Origin of the sequence: Chryseobacterium herbae (assembly GCF_025154075.1) — a bacterium.
Taxonomy (GTDB): Bacteria; Bacteroidota; Bacteroidia; order Flavobacteriales; family Weeksellaceae; genus Chryseobacterium; species Chryseobacterium herbae.
In genome coordinates, this window is sequence record NZ_JAOAMU010000002.1 from 556,827 (window position 1) to 575,257 (window position 18,431).

General features: G+C 37.3%; 17 protein-coding genes. 15 read left to right on the plus strand and 2 right to left on the minus strand.

Features of this window, described 5'->3' with window-relative positions; all coding sequences use genetic code 11:
- Positions 1–29 precede the first annotated feature (29 nt).
- On the minus strand, positions 30–470 hold the full coding sequence (locus N0B48_RS08585; RefSeq protein ID WP_259838281.1) for a hypothetical protein: 441 nt from the start codon (positions 468–470) through the stop codon (positions 30–32).
- 114 nt (positions 471–584) lie between these two features.
- Between N0B48_RS08585 and N0B48_RS08590 the strand changes: the two genes are divergently transcribed.
- The 15 genes from N0B48_RS08590 (at position 585) to N0B48_RS08660 (ending at position 17,504) form a co-directional block, all read left to right on the plus strand.
- Positions 585–1,085, plus strand: coding sequence for a GNAT family N-acetyltransferase (locus N0B48_RS08590; protein ID WP_259838282.1), 501 nt, complete (start codon positions 585–587; stop codon positions 1,083–1,085).
- A gap of 488 nt (positions 1,086–1,573) precedes the next feature.
- A complete protein-coding gene (egtD, locus tag N0B48_RS08595) occupies positions 1,574–2,557 on the plus strand; it encodes an L-histidine N(alpha)-methyltransferase (RefSeq protein WP_259838284.1) in 984 nt (327 codons plus the stop codon).
- Between the two features lie 230 nt (positions 2,558–2,787).
- Positions 2,788–3,960, plus strand: coding sequence for an ergothioneine biosynthesis protein EgtB (egtB, locus tag N0B48_RS08600; RefSeq protein WP_259838286.1), 1,173 nt, complete (start codon positions 2,788–2,790; stop codon positions 3,958–3,960).
- A 9-nt stretch (positions 3,961–3,969) separates the two neighbouring features.
- Entirely contained in the window at positions 3,970–4,890 is a 921-nt protein-coding gene (locus N0B48_RS08605) for an ABC transporter ATP-binding protein (RefSeq protein ID WP_259838287.1), read from the plus strand.
- Positions 4,887–6,452, plus strand: coding sequence for an ABC transporter permease/substrate-binding protein (locus N0B48_RS08610; protein WP_259838288.1), 1,566 nt, complete (start codon positions 4,887–4,889; stop codon positions 6,450–6,452). The genes N0B48_RS08605 and N0B48_RS08610 overlap by 4 nt, the downstream gene beginning before the upstream one ends.
- A 211-nt stretch (positions 6,453–6,663) precedes the next feature.
- Positions 6,664–7,071, plus strand: coding sequence for a type VI secretion system tube protein TssD (gene tssD, locus N0B48_RS08615; RefSeq protein ID WP_259838289.1), 408 nt, complete (start codon positions 6,664–6,666; stop codon positions 7,069–7,071).
- A 251-nt stretch (positions 7,072–7,322) separates the two neighbouring features.
- On the plus strand, positions 7,323–9,182 hold the full coding sequence (locus N0B48_RS08620; protein WP_259838290.1) for a type VI secretion system Vgr family protein: 1,860 nt from the start codon (positions 7,323–7,325) through the stop codon (positions 9,180–9,182).
- An 87-nt stretch (positions 9,183–9,269) separates the two neighbouring features.
- Positions 9,270–10,382 (plus strand): DUF2931 family protein, encoded by a 1,113-nt coding sequence (locus N0B48_RS08625; protein ID WP_259838291.1) that lies wholly within the window; start codon positions 9,270–9,272, stop codon positions 10,380–10,382.
- Between the two features lie 2 nt (positions 10,383–10,384).
- The gene (locus N0B48_RS08630; RefSeq protein ID WP_259838292.1) at positions 10,385–12,007 is read left to right on the plus strand and encodes a T6SS phospholipase effector Tle1-like catalytic domain-containing protein; all 1,623 of its coding nucleotides are present in this window, start codon (positions 10,385–10,387) and stop codon (positions 12,005–12,007) included.
- Positions 12,008–12,064: 57 nt separating this feature from the next.
- A complete protein-coding gene (locus N0B48_RS08635) occupies positions 12,065–12,724 on the plus strand; it encodes a hypothetical protein (protein WP_259838293.1) in 660 nt (219 codons plus the stop codon).
- Complete coding sequence (locus N0B48_RS08640; protein WP_259838294.1) at positions 12,712–14,079, plus strand: hypothetical protein; 1,368 nt, start codon at positions 12,712–12,714, stop codon at positions 14,077–14,079. The genes N0B48_RS08635 and N0B48_RS08640 overlap by 13 nt, the downstream gene beginning before the upstream one ends.
- Before the next feature lie 9 nt (positions 14,080–14,088).
- A complete protein-coding gene (locus N0B48_RS08645; RefSeq protein WP_259838295.1) occupies positions 14,089–14,682 on the plus strand; it encodes a hypothetical protein in 594 nt (197 codons plus the stop codon).
- Positions 14,683–14,721: 39 nt separating this feature from the next.
- Positions 14,722–16,092, plus strand: coding sequence for a glycoside hydrolase family 19 protein (locus N0B48_RS08650; RefSeq protein WP_259838296.1), 1,371 nt, complete (start codon positions 14,722–14,724; stop codon positions 16,090–16,092).
- 58 nt (positions 16,093–16,150) lie between these two features.
- Positions 16,151–16,483: a hypothetical protein gene (locus N0B48_RS08655; RefSeq protein WP_259838297.1), complete on the plus strand. Its 333-nt coding sequence runs from the start codon at positions 16,151–16,153 to the stop codon at positions 16,481–16,483.
- Between the two features lie 76 nt (positions 16,484–16,559).
- On the plus strand, positions 16,560–17,504 hold the full coding sequence (locus N0B48_RS08660; RefSeq protein ID WP_259838298.1) for a hypothetical protein: 945 nt from the start codon (positions 16,560–16,562) through the stop codon (positions 17,502–17,504).
- A 117-nt stretch (positions 17,505–17,621) separates the two neighbouring features.
- Here the strand turns inward: N0B48_RS08660 and N0B48_RS08665 are convergent, their stop codons facing one another.
- Positions 17,622–18,431, minus strand: coding sequence for a DUF4249 domain-containing protein (locus N0B48_RS08665; RefSeq protein WP_259838299.1), 810 nt, complete (start codon positions 18,429–18,431; stop codon positions 17,622–17,624).

Below are 18,431 nucleotides of genomic sequence, written 5' to 3' on the forward strand. Positions count from 1 at the left end.
ATCAATTATCATTCATCACCTATCAATTATCAATAGTAGAAGTGATGAGTGAAGAAATAAACAAAAGAAGTTGTCGTCTCAATACTATAGCTTATCTCGCTGCCATAGCCCTTTTTACTGGGGTCGGTATCCATTTCATAGATATACTGAATGTCTCCTTCAATATACGTTTCAATGGCCAGATTGATTTTCCAGTAGGTTTGAAAATCAGTGATTGTTTGCTGCATTGATGGTTGATCACTTGAAATAATACTTGCGTTTTGCATATCACACTCATCTGATCCTGAGACTCCCATCGCTGAAATGATAAACGAAGTGAAATCCGGTATTTCGCTTTTTTCTACCCGGATGACCTTAAGAATAATCTCATCTCCGTTGAAAATAACTTCGGAAATATTTTCATTGAAAATAAAAAAATCAAAATTCCGGTGATGCAGTTTTTCAGTTAACAAGGAAGGATTGAACGGCATTTTTCTTCTGATATTAAAATTAATAGTATTTTTAGTGAATTGTAATCCATAGAGTTCAAAGGAGCAATTCTATGAATGATCATGTTCATTTTCAAAACTAATACAATTTACACCATGAAACAATTTCAGTTGAACGATTTTCCAAATGTGAAAGGCAGCAGAGTATCATTACGTCAGATCATGGATGCTGATATTCCGGACCTTATTGAAATTTCGTTTTATGATGCTATTCAGGCAGAAACTGTTCAGCAGGCGGCGGAAATGCAGGCAAGAATCGATCGGGATTATCTGGATGGGAATTCCATTCACTGGGGAATTATAGACAACGAAACCTATCAGATCGTGGGAACCTGTGGCTACTATCGTGGGCTGAATAAAGGCGAAGGTGAGTTGGGTTGTGTTTTATTACCCAAATATTATGGTCAGGGCTATATGACCGATGGAATGTCACTCGCTATTGATTTTGGATTAAATACGATGGGACTGAAACGCATCTGGGCGGCTACAAGCCGGGAAAATGGTCCTGCAATGAAACTTCTGGAGCGGCTTCATTTTGTGAAGACAGAAGATCTGAGCGACGGCGAAATTGAGTATGAATTAACACAGCCAAAGTAATTTTTGATTGCTAGTTGCTGGTTCATTAGTTGCTGGTTGGAGAGTAGAAAGGTTATGATTTATGAGTTTTGGATATGGATTATGGTGGCTTCGAGGTCCTCAGCCACCATTTGGAATGCCAGTTATTTGTTGGGATATTCATTTGAAATGCAGAATGTTGGTGGCTGAGGCCCTCGAAGCCACCAGCAGCACGTCTGAAATCTTGTGTCTGAGATCTGAAATCTTGATTCTAGCATTCACCATTCACTTGCGAAGCAAAATTCACCATTCACCTTCTTAATCCCCGTTGAAAGTCCGACATCACCAATCAATCATCAATGATCACTCATCGTTCATGAGTAAAAAATACCACATCTTCTAAAAACATTCTAAAACCGATACGCCAACAATTAAAATTATTTATATTAGATAGAGGAAATGCTGAATGAATTCAATGTGGAGACGGCAAGATAGTTGTAGTTAACTAAAAACCACACAAATTAAAACATATGAATTTACAGTTAAAACCACATTCGAAGGTTGAAGATATTCATGTTGATCATTTTCGAGAGGACGTTTTGGAAGGCCTAAAAAGCAGATCTAAAAGGTTGTCCTCCAAATACTTTTATGATGAAACAGGTGACCGCCTTTTTCAGGAGATCATGGCCATGCCGGAATACTATCTTACTCAATGTGAACTCGATATCTTCCAAAATAAAACAGCAGATCTAGCCCGACTCATCATTCCGGAAAACGAACCTTTCGATTTGATAGAATTGGGTGCGGGAGATGCCATGAAATCCACGTTTTTACTCCAATATCTTGTTGAAAAAGGAACGGATTTTACGTACATGCCTATCGATATTTCTGGTCATATTCTGACTGAATTAAATGAAAAATTAAATCAAAAGCTTCCTCAATTGGAAATAATCTCTCTGGAAGGCGAGTATTTTAAAATGCTTCAGAAAGCAGCCTCATTATCGTCCAGAAGGAAGGTGATCTTATTTCTGGGAAGCAATATAGGGAATATGCATATCGATGAAGTAGATCAATTCTGTTCCGATTTAAACCGCAATCTGGCCTCCGGAGATAAGGTATTGATAGGCTTCGATCTGAAGAAAAATCCTCACACGATTTTAAATGCCTACAATGACAGAACAGGAATTACAGCCGCATTTAATCTCAATCTTTTGACCCGCATCAACGCAGAGCTCGATGCGGATTTTAATCTTGAGCAGTTTCAGCATTATCAAACCTATGATCCCATCAGCGGAGCCTGCAGAAGTTTTTTGGTAAGCCTGAAAAATCAAACGGTAACGATAGAAAATGAATCTATTTCATTTGAAGAAAACGAACTGATTGACATGGAAATTTCACAAAAATTTTCAGCCGAAAATATAGAGGATTTAAGAGAAAAATCAGGCTTTAAAAAATCAGGAGAAATCAAAGATTCCAAAAAATGGTTTGTAGATGCAGTCTGGCAGGTAAAATAATAAATCGATCATGTTTAGTTTTGAAATAATATGGATAAAACATTTGCTTCTTAAAATCAATGAAATTGATTTCTCTTTGCTTTCCTTTACATAAGGATGATCATATTATTCCTTTGCGTTAAAAACAAAACTGTACATTATTCAAATAAAAATATAAATCTGCTCCATCCGCCCAATCTGCGAGAGAAAAAAGATTCCCGACCCAAAATAACTCACCAAAACTAAAGAACATGACACAGAATATAGTAACATCAGATTTAGTAAAAAAATATACAGACATCCGGAAGCATTCTGAAAAAATATGTGCTCCTCTGGAAATAGAAGATTATGTGGTGCAGCCGATTGTGGATGTAAGTCCTCCGAAATGGCATCTTGGTCATATCACCTGGTTTTTTGAAACCTTTATTCTGGTTCCGAATTTTCCTGACTATAAAGTCTTTGATCCGCAGTATAATTTTGTTTTCAACAGCTATTACGAAACTATTGGAGCCAGAGTGATCCGTACCGACCGGGGAAATTTAAGCCGTCCCTCCGTTTCAGATATTTACAAATACCGGAAGTATGTGGACGAACATATGAGCATTTTTCTTCAGAGTCAATTTATGACCGAAGCTGTTGAACCGCTGATGGAATTAGGTTTAAATCATGAACAGCAGCACCAGGAGCTATTAATTACCGATATCAAATATATTTTAGGTCATAATCCACTTTTTCCGGCTTATACAAAGGAAAGTGTTTCCAGAAAAGAAAAACCAGAGAATACAGAAATGATACGGTTTTCAGAAGGTGTTTATGAAATAGGATTTGAAGGAGAAGGCTTCTGTTTCGATAATGAATTGGGAAGGCATAAAGTTTTTCTGAATGATTTTGAAATTGCTAATCAGTTAGTCACCAATAGAGAATACCTTGAATTTATGGAAGCCGGCGGTTATTCAGATTTTAAGCATTGGCATGCCGAAGGATGGGATTGGGTCAGACAAAACAACGCAAAATCTCCATTGTACTGGCATCAGATTGAAGGGAAATGGATGAATTATACCTTAAACGGTTTACAGGAATTAGACCTCGATGACGCCGTTTGTCACATCAATTTTTATGAAGCGTCTGCTTTTGCTTCCTGGAAAGGAATGCGCCTGCCAACCGAAGCGGAATGGGAAGTCGCTTCCGGTCATTTCGATTGGGGAAGCCGCTGGGAATGGACCAATTCTGCGTATCTGCCTTATCCCGGATTTAAAAAAGAAGCAGGAGCAGTAGGAGAGTACAACGGAAAATTTATGGTCAATCAGATGGTTTTACGCGGTGCATCAGATGCTACACCTCCCGGACACAGCAGAAATACCTATCGTAATTTTTTCCAGACCAACCTGAAATGGCAGTTCACAGGAATCAGACTTGCCCGATAATTGTTGCCGATGATTACAGTTGAATCAGTTTCAAAGAGCTTTAGCGGAAATCCAGCCGTTGACCATATTTCTTTTCAGGCCCATGATCAGGAGATTCTGGTGCTTCTGGGAACCAGCGGGTGCGGAAAAACGACCACCCTTAAAATGATCAATCGCCTTATAGAAGCAGACTCCGGACAAATTTTGATCGACGGTAAGAATATTCGTGATCAGAAACCGGAAGAACTGCGCATGGGAATTGGTTTCGTGATGCAGCATTCCGGCTTGTTTCCTCATTATACCATCAGGCAGAATATTGCTGTAGTTCCGGAATTACTTAGATGGGACAGGAAAAAAACGGAAAACAGAACCGAAGAACTGCTGGATAAACTTCATCTTTCTGAAGAAGTCCTTTCACGATTTCCGAATGAACTGAGCGGAGGTCAGCAGCAAAGAGTAGGAATTGCAAGAGCTTTGATCGCCAACACGTCTGTTTTGCTAATGGATGAACCTTTCGGAGCGCTTGACAATATCACAAAGGCTGATATTCATTCAGAATTTAAATCACTGGAAGAGCTCAAAAATAAAACCATTATCCTCGTTACCCACGATGTTCAGGAAGCTTTTGAACTGGGTCACCGGATATGTTTAATGGACAAAGGAAAAATTATTCAGACCGGAACACCGAAGGAAATGCTCTATCATCCTGAAAACGATTTTGTGAGTGATTTTTTTGCTGAAAACCGCCTTTTGCTGGAATATAAGATCGCCACTTTGAGAGATGTAGGTGGCTTCGTTAATTCGGATCATTTACTGAATGAATTTAAATTCACAGAAAGCACCAATGTTTGGGAAGCCTTACAGGCATTAAGTTCAGATTATAAAAATACAGACCATTACGAAAACTTGATCAGGGCTTTTAATGAGTACAGAAAATTACAGATCGTATGACGCAGCAAAGTCTTTGGCAGTTCATCATCGAACAGCAGGAAAAATTACTGACCCAGGTTATACAGCATCTGGGACTCACTTTTCTGTCATTAATTCTGGCGATTATCATTGGTGTGCCGTTAGGAATAATGATTGCAAGAAAAAGGAAACTCTCCAGCCCCGTGTTGGGTTTGGCAGGTATTTTACAAACAATTCCGAGTATTGCATTGCTAGGATTTATGATTCCTGCATTCGGAATCGGGGCCAAACCGGCTATTGTTGCCTTGCTGATCTATGCTTTATTACCCATTATCCGGAATACGTACACGGGAATAACGGAAGTGAATTCGACTGTTATTGAAGCGGCAAAAGCGATGGGAATGAATAAAAGTCAGCTTCTCTTTAAAGTGGAACTTCCTCTGGCGATGCCCGTTATCATTGCGGGAATAAGAACGGCAGCGGTGATCAATGTTGGGGTAGCTACCTTGGCGTCATTTGTCGCAGCGGGTGGTTTGGGTGAATTTATCTTCGGCGGAATTTCTCTCAATAATACAAATATGATCCTTGCGGGAGCTATTCCTGCTGCATTATTGGCTGTTTTATTGGATCAGACGATTGCCCTTGTACAGAAATCCGGATATCGGCTGTTTCAGAAGCTGAAATATATTGTTCCGGCCATTCTGATCATTGTGGGAGCGGCTTACCTGTTCACTTCTGTTTCAAAAAATAGCATTAAAGCAGGTTTTACTCCTGAATTTATGGGAAGACAGGATGGAGATCTCGGTTTACGTTCAGTGTATAATCTGAATGTGAATCCGGTGATTGTAAATGATGCCATTATGTACAAAGCAGCGTTCGAAAAGGAACTGGATCTGATCAGCGGATATTCTACAGACGGCAGGATTAAAGCTTTTGATCTTTATGTTCTGAATGATGATAAAAAAATATTTCCGCCGTATTTCGCGGCACCGATTATTAAAACAAAAACATTAAAGAAATTTCCGGAACTCGAGGAAACCCTGAATCTGCTGGCCAATCAATTCAATGATTCGATCATGACTGATCTGAATTATAAATCTGATGAGCTTCATCAGACCCCGGAAAAAATTGCAAAGGATTTCTTAGTTAAAAATAAATTATACAAAATCTCCCGGAAAGGAAATTCAGGAACGATACGCATTGGCTCGAAGATCTTTGGTGAGCAATATATCCTCACAGAAATGTATAAAATGCTGATCGAAGGCTATACCGATTATAAAGTGGAAACAAAAACAGGATTGGGCGGGACCAAGATCTGCTTTGACGCTTTGGTCAACGATGCCATTGATTTTTATCCTGAATACACGGGAACCGGACTTCTGGTCCTTTTAAAACCATCGGAGCAGACTCTTAAAGAGGTAACCCAAAGTGCTGACAAAACCTATCAATATGTCAATGCTGAATTTCAGAAACAATACGGAATTCAATGGTTGAAACCGCTTGGATTTAATAATTCCTATGCTCTGATGATGCGCAGGAAACAGGCTGAGGAGCTGAAGATCAAAAGTATTTCAGACCTTAAGAGGTATTTTGATGTAAAGTAGATGCCGGATGTATAATTCGCCGCTTATTTTTTTAAAAATAATATAAATGATTGATTTGCAATTGATAAAAAGCCTAACGCTTGTTAGTAGTAGTACTACTACACTTTCTGATGTTTATGATTAAACGGGCTTATTGCGAAATTAAAATTCTATATTTGGTGAAATAGATAACATCAAATCACAGAATATTAATTATTAAAATTTACCAATCATGGCAGACAAAAATTCAAGAGGAATTCTAAAATTCAACGGTGGCGAAGGGCAGAAATTATTAAAACTTAATTACAGCGTGTCCCGTTCCACAGACGTATCAGGAAGAGTAGCATCAGATCCTTCTAATGCATTGATCAAAATCACAGTGGAAGCTACTGAAAAGTCAGATATTCTGGAAAGTCTTCTTAACGGAAAATACAAACCTACAACCGGAGAGATCACATTCAACAAATCTCACGAAGAAGGAACATTGACTACTTTGAAATGGACGAACGGATACGTGATTCAGCACGAAGTAGATTTCGACGCAGTAGACGAAAACAGCATGTACATCAGCTTTATCATAAGTGCAGAGCAAATCGATTTAGGGAACTCTTCTTACAAGGCGGAGTGGCCTACTTCTTAGAGTTTAATTTCTTAAAAACTTTAAAAAATATCAGACAGAATGGTCCATCCGGCATTAGGGATGCCGTTCTGTCTTTTTTTTGTCCGTAATAACTGCCGGTAAGAGATGGCAATTGGTCATCTGGTTATTAGGAGTTTAAAAATAAGCCTGACAATATAATTTTATACTGTGAAAGTTTTTTAACTTTATAGAACATCTGTTTATTTTTTAATTTTTTTTAAAGTTAGAAACAAAAAAACGCATTAAATAATATGGATAAAAATATTTCAAATTCCGATAAGATTGCAGAGAACTATATTCCTGGAATCAACCGTGTGGTAAAGCTGGATATTGTGATTGATGGTAAAATCATCAAACATTTCAAATATTTCCGCTTGCATCAAAGTGTCAGAAAACATCATGAGTTTGAACTTATCCTTGTGAATGATACATTATCTGAAAAACAAAATCATGAGCTTGAGCAGGCCAATAGGTTTTTAGGCGGAAGATTAACCGTTAATATCAGATACAAAGACGTTGAGGATAGCCCGGAAAGAACTTTTGTCGGGGTTATTACAAAAGTTGGATTCAGTCAGGCCAATCACAGTCTTGGAAACATCGTATTGAAAGGCTATAGTCCAACCATCTTATTGGATGCTGCTCCACATACCCAGAGTTTTGGGGGAAGCCAGCCTGTCAATATGGGCATTATCGCGACCGACATTATCAAGCAGGGAATAGAAAGCAGCAAGTTTGATGTGAAAATCAATGCAAAAGCATCTTCTCAGATTCTCTATAGTGCTCAGTATGACGAAACCCACTACAATTATCTGTGCAGAATGGCAGAAGCATATGGAGAACAGTTCTATTACGATGGTGAAGTTTTGCATTTCGGAAATATGCCATCCCAAAACAAAGCATTGGAACTGGTGTATGGAAGTAATGTTTCCGATGTTAATGTTGAATTAAAAGCAGTGCATATCAAACCCAGTTTTTATGGGTATAACAGCAGTGCGAATACTAAGCTCAGCTCCGGAGAAACGTCCATCCAACATATAGGGAATTTAGCAAAAACAGCCTATCAGAATAATGGAGGGATATTCAAAACTCCGTCATTACAGATTGCGCCGATAAAAGCCGTCACTGATATGGATGTAGTCATTTCCCAAACCTCTACATCAGGAAGCAAGGCAGTGGAAGTATTTACGGTATCCGGAGGAACAACCCTTCCTTTTTTGTATCCGGGATGTATTGCTGATATTAAAATGCGAAAAACGGATAGTAACCAAACAGCCTATTTTACAAAACTGATGATGACTGAAGTTACCCATGAAGTGGATACTTTGGGAAACTATACAGGAAAATTTGAAGCAATAGCTTCAGATACAGGATATATACCAAAACCGGACTTTGTTGTACCGATTGCGCAGCCGCAAGTCGCCACGGTCATATCCAATACGGATCCGCAGGGACAAGGTAGGGTAACCGTAAGATTCGACTGGCAATTGAATGACAATACCAATTTTATACGGATGATGGCTCCCGATGCCGGGGGAACAGATCAAATCAGTCAGAACAGAGGATATGTAGCTGTACCCGAAGTCGGGGATCAGGTAATGGTAGGTTTTGTACACAACCATCCGGATAGACCTTTTGTGATGGGAGGAATGTTTCATGGCGGAACAGCTTTAGGAGGAGGAGTAGACAATCATTTAAAATCTATACAGACAAGAAGTGGAATCAGAATTTTAATGAATGATGCAGAGGGAAGTGTCAATATTATTGATCCGAGCGGCAACAATTATTTCATGGACGGAGCAGGGAATATTACGGTTACAGCTCCTAAAAACATGACCTTTAATGCGGGGGAGAATCTAACCATTAATGTCGGAAAAGACATGAAAACAAGTGTGGGGAATGATAATGCCATTCATGTTATAAATGATCATCAATTCACTTCAAAAAATTATAAGCAAACCGTTAATGAAAATAAAACGATCAATATAACAGGAGATTTGAAAGAGACAACTTCTACCACTACTCATAATGCAAAGAATGGTGATATTCTGCTGCAGAGTGCGGGGGTTGCCAAAATGCTTGGTAAAATAGACGCCAAAGTGAACAAAGGCTAAATATAGATTTGAATTCAAAAATTAAAACTGATTATTGAAAAATAAATTCAGATGTATGAATGTGTTAAAGAATAATTTCCCTAAACAATGAACAAAGCGCTAAAATATTTACTAAGCTTATTATTCTTCGTTCAGATCTCGTGTCAGGATAAGAAAGAGCACCAAAAAACAAAAGCTATGACAAAATATGAATGGTTGGATGCCACTTCGGCTCCTTTAGGTTACCCTGTTGATGTGTATCGTGGAGGATTTGAATCTGCAGATGGAGAATTTACGAGTTTGTTTAGTGGAACGACAGGCGGAATATGGGGAGATGCCAACAGAGGAATGAGTAATGGAGAAAAAAGCATTCCCAATCATTTGCATGTGATTTGGGTTTCCTATGCTGAGAAAATATTTTATGAGATCGACACCGATCTGGATAACGGGAAAATGACTGATCTTTTCAAAAACGGATATTATACCCCTTCCAGTGGAGACAATCCAAATCCAAGGAAAGAAAATTATAGCAAGATTATTGTAGGCTTTGCGCCAGGTGGTGTGGTTGTTCTTTGGCTTTCCGGACCGGGAAGACAGGTGGAAATAGGAAGATATCAGAGTAAGAAGATCGTAATACCACAGTCTGAAATAGATGCTTTAAGCCCGGGACCTCAGAAAAATATGTTTGATGCTGAATACCAACGTAAAATTATACATGAATTTGGAATTGTTCCGGCAGAAGTGGTCAAGGCAAACGAAGGCAAGCCGATTCCTTACGGATTGTGGGACAGTTATAGAGAAGAATATAACTGGACACTGATAACAGAATTGCCTAATAATATGAAAAATAAAGATGTTGGTGTTTATGCTTACAATGGCAGTTGGGAGGAACTTTTTGGAGAAACATTAATTCAAAAATATCCAAAAATAATCCCAGATAACGTCAAATGGAATACCCCTAAAAAAAGGGCCGTTCCAAGTAAAGTTGATTTTTCATGGGTAGATGAGAACAGGTATTACTGTGAAATTGAGTTTGATGGGAATGAAATATTTCCAGCGTTCAAGGAAATTTCTTCCGATAATCCTAATGCTAAAATCGAATTAAAGGTGACAGTTAATATTCCCAAAACCTCTGCTTCGGTAAAGTTAGTGAATGGAGACAGGCAGGTTTGGTTGAAAAATAGTAAAATTATCGTACGTAAAACTAAATACAAAGACTAACCATGGGTAAAACCTTTGTTTACAATACGGGCAATCCGTTGCCAGATCCACCGGGAACTTTAAAAATTACCTGTGGAATATTCTTTGATGGAACCAGAAATAATCTGAAAAACACCGAGATACGTAAAAAGGTTCAGGGCAAGGGTGAGTTTCGCAATATTTCAGCATCAGAAGAAGAAAGAAAGATTTTTGAAAAATATGCTAAAGATGACAATAGTTTTGGTAATGATTTTACCAACGTTGCCAGAAAGTATATGTGTACCGAGAGAGCAAATTATTCAATTTATGTCGAAGGTATAGCTACCATTGATAAAGCAGATGATGAGGGGGGAGGCTTTAAATATGGCCGTGGAAAAACTGGAGTGGTAGGAAAGGTAAGAAATGGATCTCAAGCTTTAGCAAAAAAAGTTGTTGATTTAAAGAAAAAAGATACAGAATCAATTGAATTAATTGTTGATATTTTTGGATTTAGTCGTGGTGCAGCGGCAGCGAGAAATTTTGCCTATAATCTGCAGAAGAAACCATATCCGCCAAAAGCTTATTATCCACCTGTTCAGGGTGCATCAAGAATTGACGTAGACCACGAGACCACCGAATTTATGTCCGTCGAAAAATCGTGGGTGAAAGATGGCCAACTTCCAGAATTTGGCCATTTCGGTACTGCGCTTTTACAGGCGGGATTAGCCCGTGAACTGGTAGATTCCATGAGTGTTAATGTTCGATTTATAGGGATTTATGATACGGTAGCTTCTTATGATCCTACCTGTATTCTTATTCCAAGTTTCGAGAAGAAAGTGGGCGATCTTCACCTGCATCAGCTGGGTTCCCCAAGAAAAGCCGTGCATTTTACGGCGGCTGACGAACACCGGAAAAATTTTTCCCTGACAAGATTTGTGGATGTAGATCTCAAAACAGGAATTGAAAGGAATTTTCCGGGAGTACACAGTGATGTGGGGGGAAGTTACAATCATGATGTCATGTCCTCAGCGGAGCTCAGTGAAAGTGGTTACCAACCGGATCCAGCAGAAGGAGTGACTGAAAGAGAATATGTCTGGCTTGAAAAGGCTTATTTTTCGGGATCATTGGACGCTTTTAAGGATGAACTCATCGAGCAGGGCTGGTTCAAAAAAGATCAGTTGGCCATTGAAGCACACTGGAAATATACCCTTACCGGAACTCGCTATCTGTATAGAGGATATAGCTTTATACCACTTCATTTTATGTGCGATTACGCTTTGCCCCTTGTTAATGAAGATGATAACTGCCTGCTATATTCAAAAATAATGGCAGATTATGCTTTGAATGATACATTCTTGGATGAAGTAAAAGCATATATGAAAGAGCATATCATAGAAAAGAATGAAAAATGGACACTCAAAGGAAATTTTAAAAACGAAGAAGAAGAACCGGAAGCAGAAAGCAATGTAGAGGTTCCTGTAGCCAGTGCTGCGGACCGTGCACTTCCTGCAATACAATTGGAAGAAGTAGTGGTGACAGCATATAAATCTGATTATCTTCTCAGAAAATTAAAGAATAAATACTTACACCGATCTGCAAAAATTAACACGTTAATGGATACTCTTGCCTATTCACCAACGGATGATCGAAGAAGAATGGAGTTTTAACCCAGAAACAAATTGATATTGGAACATCCTCTAAAGAATTTCAGCAAAACGTATAGATTGGAAACGATAGTTATCTCTAATCCTGATACTTCTTACCAGACAGAAAAAAGTTATGTGAGAGTAGCTGAGGTTTATTATTTAGGGAATGAAAAAGACTATTTCAAATATCATGTTTTAGTGGTTGATTTCAATTTTTCAAACGATGATAATGCAATGGGGAAACTTTTAAAACAAATCAGTTATTTGTTTGATGAACTGGAATTAACAGTTGATAAAAATGGACATATTGTTGAAATTAATAACCTTGATTTTCTTCGCTTAAGATGGATGAAAATAGCCGCCAAGCTTTCAGAAAGCCATGAAGGTGAAGCCATAAATAATTATTTCAGTCAGATAAGCAGTGTGCTTGAAGATGAAAGCCAGCTGATCGATTTTCTTGAAGGTTACAATATGTTTGGACTGCTTTTCAATGGCTTATTGCGGCCATTAGATACAAAAATAAAGAGACTGTCTTCTGAAGGGTTTACAGAAATTATTACTCCTGTTAAAGATGGAGATAAAATAATTCTAACAACTGCTGTCGAAGATCCGGAACCAGCTGGGATTGACCATTTCAGAGGCTTATTTGTATTCAGAGAAGGTCACAATGAAGAAGGTTTTACGGAAATCAAAAAAGATAATACCCATTTAAAACATTCATTGCTATGGATAGGTTAAATACAGAAAACGACTCCTCGGACTCCTCTGCCGGACCACCTCAGGATTCTTCGCAGCAACCAAAGGATCCGAAAGCTGAAAACAGCCAGAAAATGGAGGAAAAGCGTGCCGAAAATGAGAAAAAAGATAAAATTGAAGACGGATTGCTGTTGGCAATACATGGAGCAAAGATAAAATTCAATGCCCATCTGGGTGAATTTAAAGTTTTAAATGATGTCCCTACAACACAGGGGAAACTTACGGGAACAGTTGTGGAAAAACAGATTCCCAACTTTACATTTTATGACGGTTTTAAGATGATATCCCTCACAGCGTGGCAGGATTTCGGGACGGCTAAAGTACAGGACAATTATGTACTATTAAAAAAATCAACCTTACCGGGAATAGGAAAAATGCCGGGTAATATACCGCCTGAAACCGGAAAGATAGAGTTTGTAACTTCAGGACAGATCAATGAGCCTGAAAGTGTTGATGCAAAGGGGGCGCCGGTGCCTCCGCCTCCTGTTTCTGTAAATATTGGCAAGGTAATCAGGGGAAATCCATATGTAGAAAAAAATGCATCAGTAGTAGCAGGGATGCCAGACAGTGTTCCTTTAAATAAAACCTATGAAGTGGAAGTTACAGTAACAGGAACAGGAACAGGTTCTGTGGACTTATCAATTATAAATTCAAATGCAGACAACGGGAATGCCAGTGTTACACCTTCTACTATTACAGCCACCACTACAGTAATTATCAAGGGGACTGCCAAGACAAACCCGGGGCATGGCGGACAACTTAAAATTGAAGCTAAAATAGCAGGTGTTGTAAAGGCTACTTCATCAGGTTTTACAGTGTGTTGCCATCCTGTTAATTATACTGATACATATGCGGGTGAAGTATATACATCTACCAGATTGGGCGTCATTGTTCAGGATGGCTGGAGTTCAGATAACGGTGTTTTTGCAGATTTGAAAGAAATAGAAATTAAAGAAGTGGTGGATTATGTAGGGAAAAATGACAGCCCTCCTTTTCAACCAAGAGGTGGGGCTGCAAGTAATTCAGGTTATCTGCCGGGAGATCAGTTGACTCAGGACACCCATTCAATTTCAAGAGCTGGTATTACTTTAGGCCAGCCAGGAATTACAGAAGCCAACCAATTATGCATATATAAATGTAAATGCTGTGGTGCCAATGATATTGTTCACCCAAATTCAGGTTTTCAAAGAATTCATGAGGTATTTAATTCAGGGACAGCTACAGCTCCTCAGTGGAAACACAGAACTAAAAAAATAGGAGCCGCAGTTACTATCAATGGATTTATAACCGGTGCTGGAAATGCAAACGTAGTAAGCCTTGAGCATAGTTTACCATAAAAAAAGATTATGAAAAACTTAATAATAATTATTATCCTATTCGTCAATGCACAATGTGCTTCACAAAATAATATTAAAATGAATAATAGCAACACTATAAATATCAGCATGACACAAGGTCATGAGAAGAATCTACTGAATGGAGTCGTATCCTCTATTTTGACCATTACAAATAATTCCACTCAGAATATTAGTGTTTTATTGTTTTATCCTAATCCTAATGACCTTTCTTTTAAATCACAGTCTTCTTTAGTGAAAATAAAAGACAGAGAATGGAATGATAGTGAACGTTCAGTACCCATTAAAATTCCTGCAGGAAAATCCTACCAGGTAACTTATTTTTTAAACAGATATTTTGAGTTTCTGGAAGAAGGGGAGGTGAATATAAATTATACTTTAGATTTATTTGTGGCGACTGATGGAGGTTCTCCAAAAAGTACAGCCTACAACGGAACGTTTAATCTTAAAATTAATAAAGGTTCAAAAGAAGAAATAGGAGAGCAGGTTTTAAATTATCAGACTAACCTAAAATCTGAAAATCTGAAAATAAAAATGGAAGCTGAAGAAGCCCTTCTTTATTTAAATGCTGTGAAAGATAAATAGTTCTGGAAATAGCAATTATCATTTAAAACATTCATTACTATGGATAGGTTGAATACAGAAAACTATTCTCCGGAGGCCACAACTCAGGCACCTCAGGTTTCTTCACAGGAACCAAAGGACCCGAAAGCTGAAAACAGCCAGAAAATGGAGGAAAAGCGTTCCGAAAATGAGAAAAAAGATAAAATTGAAGACGGATTGCTGTTGGCAATACATGGAGCAAAGATAAAATTCAATGCCCATCTGGGTGAATTTAAAGTTTTAAATGATGTCCCTACAACACAGGGGAAACTTACGGGAACAGTTGTGGAAAAACAGATTCCCAACTTTACATTTTATGACGGTTTTAAGATGATATCCCTCACAGCGTGGCAGGATTTTGGGACGGCTAAAGTACAGGACAATTATGTACTGTTAAAAAAATCAACCTTACCGGGAATAGGCAAAATGCCAGGCAATATACCTCCTGAAACCGGAAAGATAGAATTTGTAAATTCCGGACAGATCAATGAGCCTGAAAATGTTGATACAAAGGGGGCGCCGGTGCTGGAGGAGAAAGATGATAAAAAATGTTTCTGTGAAAAAGAGTTTACAGAGGAGGATATTAAGTCTTTCTACAACTCTAAAAAATTATTTACTGCTAAAAATTGCCCATTACCGGATGGAATGAAAACATACAAGGCTTTTACGGATGCTTTAAATAAAGCGATGATAGATAATAATATCAATACATGCCTTAGAAAAGCCCACTTTCTTGCACAGATTGAAACTGAATCCGATAGGCTTAATACAACAATGGAATATGCCTCAGGATGGGATTATGATCATTCCACCCATCAAGAAGGGTATGAGAGTTTTAAACCTTATGTAAATTATAAAAAAGATAAAAAACTAAGTGTTGAGCTTCATAAAAAATTTAATGCTCAGGAAATAAAACAAATTCAGAGAGCGTACAACAGATATAATGAATGTATAAAACATGGACATAATGTTAAAGGTTATGGACCAAAGTATAAAGGGAAAGGCTTGATACAATTGACATGGAAAGACACTTATGAAAAATATTTTAAGCATATTGGTAAGAAAGAATTGATTGATACACCAGAAGTTGTGGCAAACGATTTAACTTATACCTGTGATTCGGCGGCCTGGTTTTGGGATGATAGACAACTTGGAAATTATGCTGATAAAGATGATCTCATTTTTATTTCTGTTAGAATTAATGGAGGATTAAATGGTTTTGATCACAGAAAAACTAATGTAAAATCGATTATTAAATTAATGAAAATCGAAGAGAAATGTAAAACCAATAAATTAAAACCTATAGGTACTTATACATATGAAACAAGCGGAATTAAAAATCTTAAATGGGGTAAAAATAATAAAGCCAAAATCAAAAAATTTGATGATTAGGCTGTTGTTATTACTTATATTTTTTTTAACGTCTAATTTTAGCTATTCTCAAAACATAATGGGGATATATAATTCTATTGAGCCTAAATGCAAACTCAATCTAAAAATAGACAATGATAATAGCTTTGTTTTTAGTATAGGTAAAATAAAAAATAAGAAGGGAATTGTCAATATTTCTAAGGAAGATAAAGTAATTTATTTGGATTTCAGCGATGGTATAGGCGCTATGTATTCTAATGATACAATTTCTATCCAAAATTCAGGTAATTCCATGAATCCATATGTACATTTTAAGGAATGTAATGATATGTATATTCATCTGGTTAAGAAAAATAAGGTATTGGTTAATAAAAAATATTTAATAAGATGTTCAAAAAAAAATCTTAAATAAATTTTTAGCAACAATCTGGATTTATGGTTGGGTTGCCGGATACACGATATTTTGGAAAAAAATAAAAGTTTAATCAATGAAAAACTTAACCTATTTATTACTCATTTTGTTGACCTTTCCTGTAAAAACTTTTGCACAGGCACCCAAACCATATACTATAACTTACATCGTTAATAAAACCATTGATAAGGGTGAATATGCAGATGACAGAAGAATCGATAAAAAAGATAAGATAAGTACCAGCAAATTAATTTATATACTCAATGCAAAAAAAGACAGTATATCATTTTATGATTTCAATGATGCTCCGATATCAGAAAAGAAAGCTCCCAATTTATGTACTTTAATGAAGAATCAAAATATCCTTTCGTTAAATTATAAAAATGAAAGTTACAATACAAAATTGAATATTGTATTCAACGATAATGAAAAGACCATTTTAATTGGCGATAAGGATGTCTTTTACTTAAATGATTCTTATTATAAATACATCCGCAAAAGCATTGGTGACAATTTAAATATTCCTGATCTGATTGACTTTTTAGAAGATTTTTTAACAGGTTACAATCTCGATGATTTAAAATATATTTCATCGTACGAAAAATATAAACATCAGGATTTTAAAATAGTAAAGGGGTATATGGAATCTTACAGAACCCAGGCCAGTGACTATCTCGATAAATGGAACGTAAAGTTTTCATATAATGAAGCAGGGATCCCAAAGTATATCTTAAAAGAATCAACAGAAGGAGATCAGGAAATAGAAAAAAAGCTGGTATCTTCCCAAAAAGGAGTTTTTAAATATACAATGCACACCAATGCCGAAAGCAGACTTATTACCGACACGGAAATTCTGATAGACCGTAACAAAAACAGGTATGAAGAAAAAGTAATCGCGTTTCAGGTGGGACTCGGCAAAGAAACCCGATATGAAATTAAAAGGATTTCCTATAAAAGTTTTCCTTCCGGAGAATTTATTTTAACATCAGGAAATATTTCAAAAATAATGTCATCAAAATAAGACAGCATTGTTAAAAAATTGTTACTTATTATTATACTTTCTCTCATGAAAGATCAAAGACAAAAAAGGCTATTCCAGATGTTGGAATAGCCTTTTTTATACTTAAGTTATTGCAATCTATTGAATTACAAATGTCTTTTTCTGTGTTGTATGCGCTGAGAAATATCCCAAAGCACCATTGTTGATATTACTTGGAGGGTTGGAAGGTGTAACCCCTGCTCCTCCGTCGTCTGTGATCTGAAGCAAAGCAGAATAATAGGTGAAAACATTATGGTCGATGGACTGCATTTCTACATAAATAGTATCTCCTGGCACTACTTTATGGTCCGTAGGATCTTTTTCATCGTCCTCATTCGGAAGGAAAAGAGGTCTCTGATTCACCATTCCGTTATTGATATTATCTGAAAATACTTCAAACGTCTTTTTCGTCATATTATTGACCGTAAAATTGAAAAGGTAACGGTTTCCTAATGCGATCGGATCAGTAAAAACAGGTAAAAGAGTGTATGTAGTTTCACCTCCGAAATTAAACGAATCCTGAGTAAGTCCATCAAAATTCACCACTTCAGGCATAGTGCTTTGAGCGGTATATTCTTTTCCTTCCGCCTGAATTTTCAGCGTATAGGTACGTCCTGTCACGCCTGTGAAACTGGTAGTTTTATACTTTCCGTCACCCACATACTGTAAGGTTTCCGTTTGTCCGGTATTGTCGCTTAAAACAACCTGAGCACCAGTCACTGCCGGATATTGATTGTTTTGCGTAAATGCTACCGACTTCGTTATTCTGACAAAATAAGGTCCGGCCTCATTCGTGATATTCCCTTCTATGACAATGTTTCCGCTCTTGTCATCCAGGTCCAGATCAATCTCCTTTTCACAAGAAGTTACTAAAAACAGGGTCAGTATGATAAAAATAATATTCTTCAT

Coding starts and splice junctions, on each gene's coding strand:
- N0B48_RS08590 (WP_259838282.1), top strand. CDS start 585: ATGAAACAATTTCAGTTGAACGATTTTCCAAATGTGAAAGGCAGCAGA.
- N0B48_RS08640 (WP_259838294.1), top strand. CDS start 12,712: ATGGATAGGTTAAATACAGAAAACGACTCCTCGGACTCCTCTGCCGGA.
- N0B48_RS08585 (WP_259838281.1), bottom strand. CDS start 470: ATGCCGTTCAATCCTTCCTTGTTAACTGAAAAACTGCATCACCGGAAT.
- N0B48_RS08665 (WP_259838299.1), bottom strand. CDS start 18,431: ATGAAGAATATTATTTTTATCATACTGACCCTGTTTTTAGTAACTTCT.
- N0B48_RS08650 (WP_259838296.1), top strand. CDS start 14,722: ATGGATAGGTTGAATACAGAAAACTATTCTCCGGAGGCCACAACTCAG.
- egtD (WP_259838284.1), top strand. CDS start 1,574: ATGAATTTACAGTTAAAACCACATTCGAAGGTTGAAGATATTCATGTT.
- N0B48_RS08625 (WP_259838291.1), top strand. CDS start 9,270: ATGAACAAAGCGCTAAAATATTTACTAAGCTTATTATTCTTCGTTCAG.
- N0B48_RS08605 (WP_259838287.1), top strand. CDS start 3,970: ATGATTACAGTTGAATCAGTTTCAAAGAGCTTTAGCGGAAATCCAGCC.
- tssD (WP_259838289.1), top strand. CDS start 6,664: ATGGCAGACAAAAATTCAAGAGGAATTCTAAAATTCAACGGTGGCGAA.
- N0B48_RS08620 (WP_259838290.1), top strand. CDS start 7,323: ATGGATAAAAATATTTCAAATTCCGATAAGATTGCAGAGAACTATATT.
- N0B48_RS08610 (WP_259838288.1), top strand. CDS start 4,887: ATGACGCAGCAAAGTCTTTGGCAGTTCATCATCGAACAGCAGGAAAAA.
- N0B48_RS08660 (WP_259838298.1), top strand. CDS start 16,560: ATGAAAAACTTAACCTATTTATTACTCATTTTGTTGACCTTTCCTGTA.
- N0B48_RS08630 (WP_259838292.1), top strand. CDS start 10,385: ATGGGTAAAACCTTTGTTTACAATACGGGCAATCCGTTGCCAGATCCA.
- egtB (WP_259838286.1), top strand. CDS start 2,788: ATGACACAGAATATAGTAACATCAGATTTAGTAAAAAAATATACAGAC.
- N0B48_RS08655 (WP_259838297.1), top strand. CDS start 16,151: ATGGGGATATATAATTCTATTGAGCCTAAATGCAAACTCAATCTAAAA.
- N0B48_RS08645 (WP_259838295.1), top strand. CDS start 14,089: ATGAAAAACTTAATAATAATTATTATCCTATTCGTCAATGCACAATGT.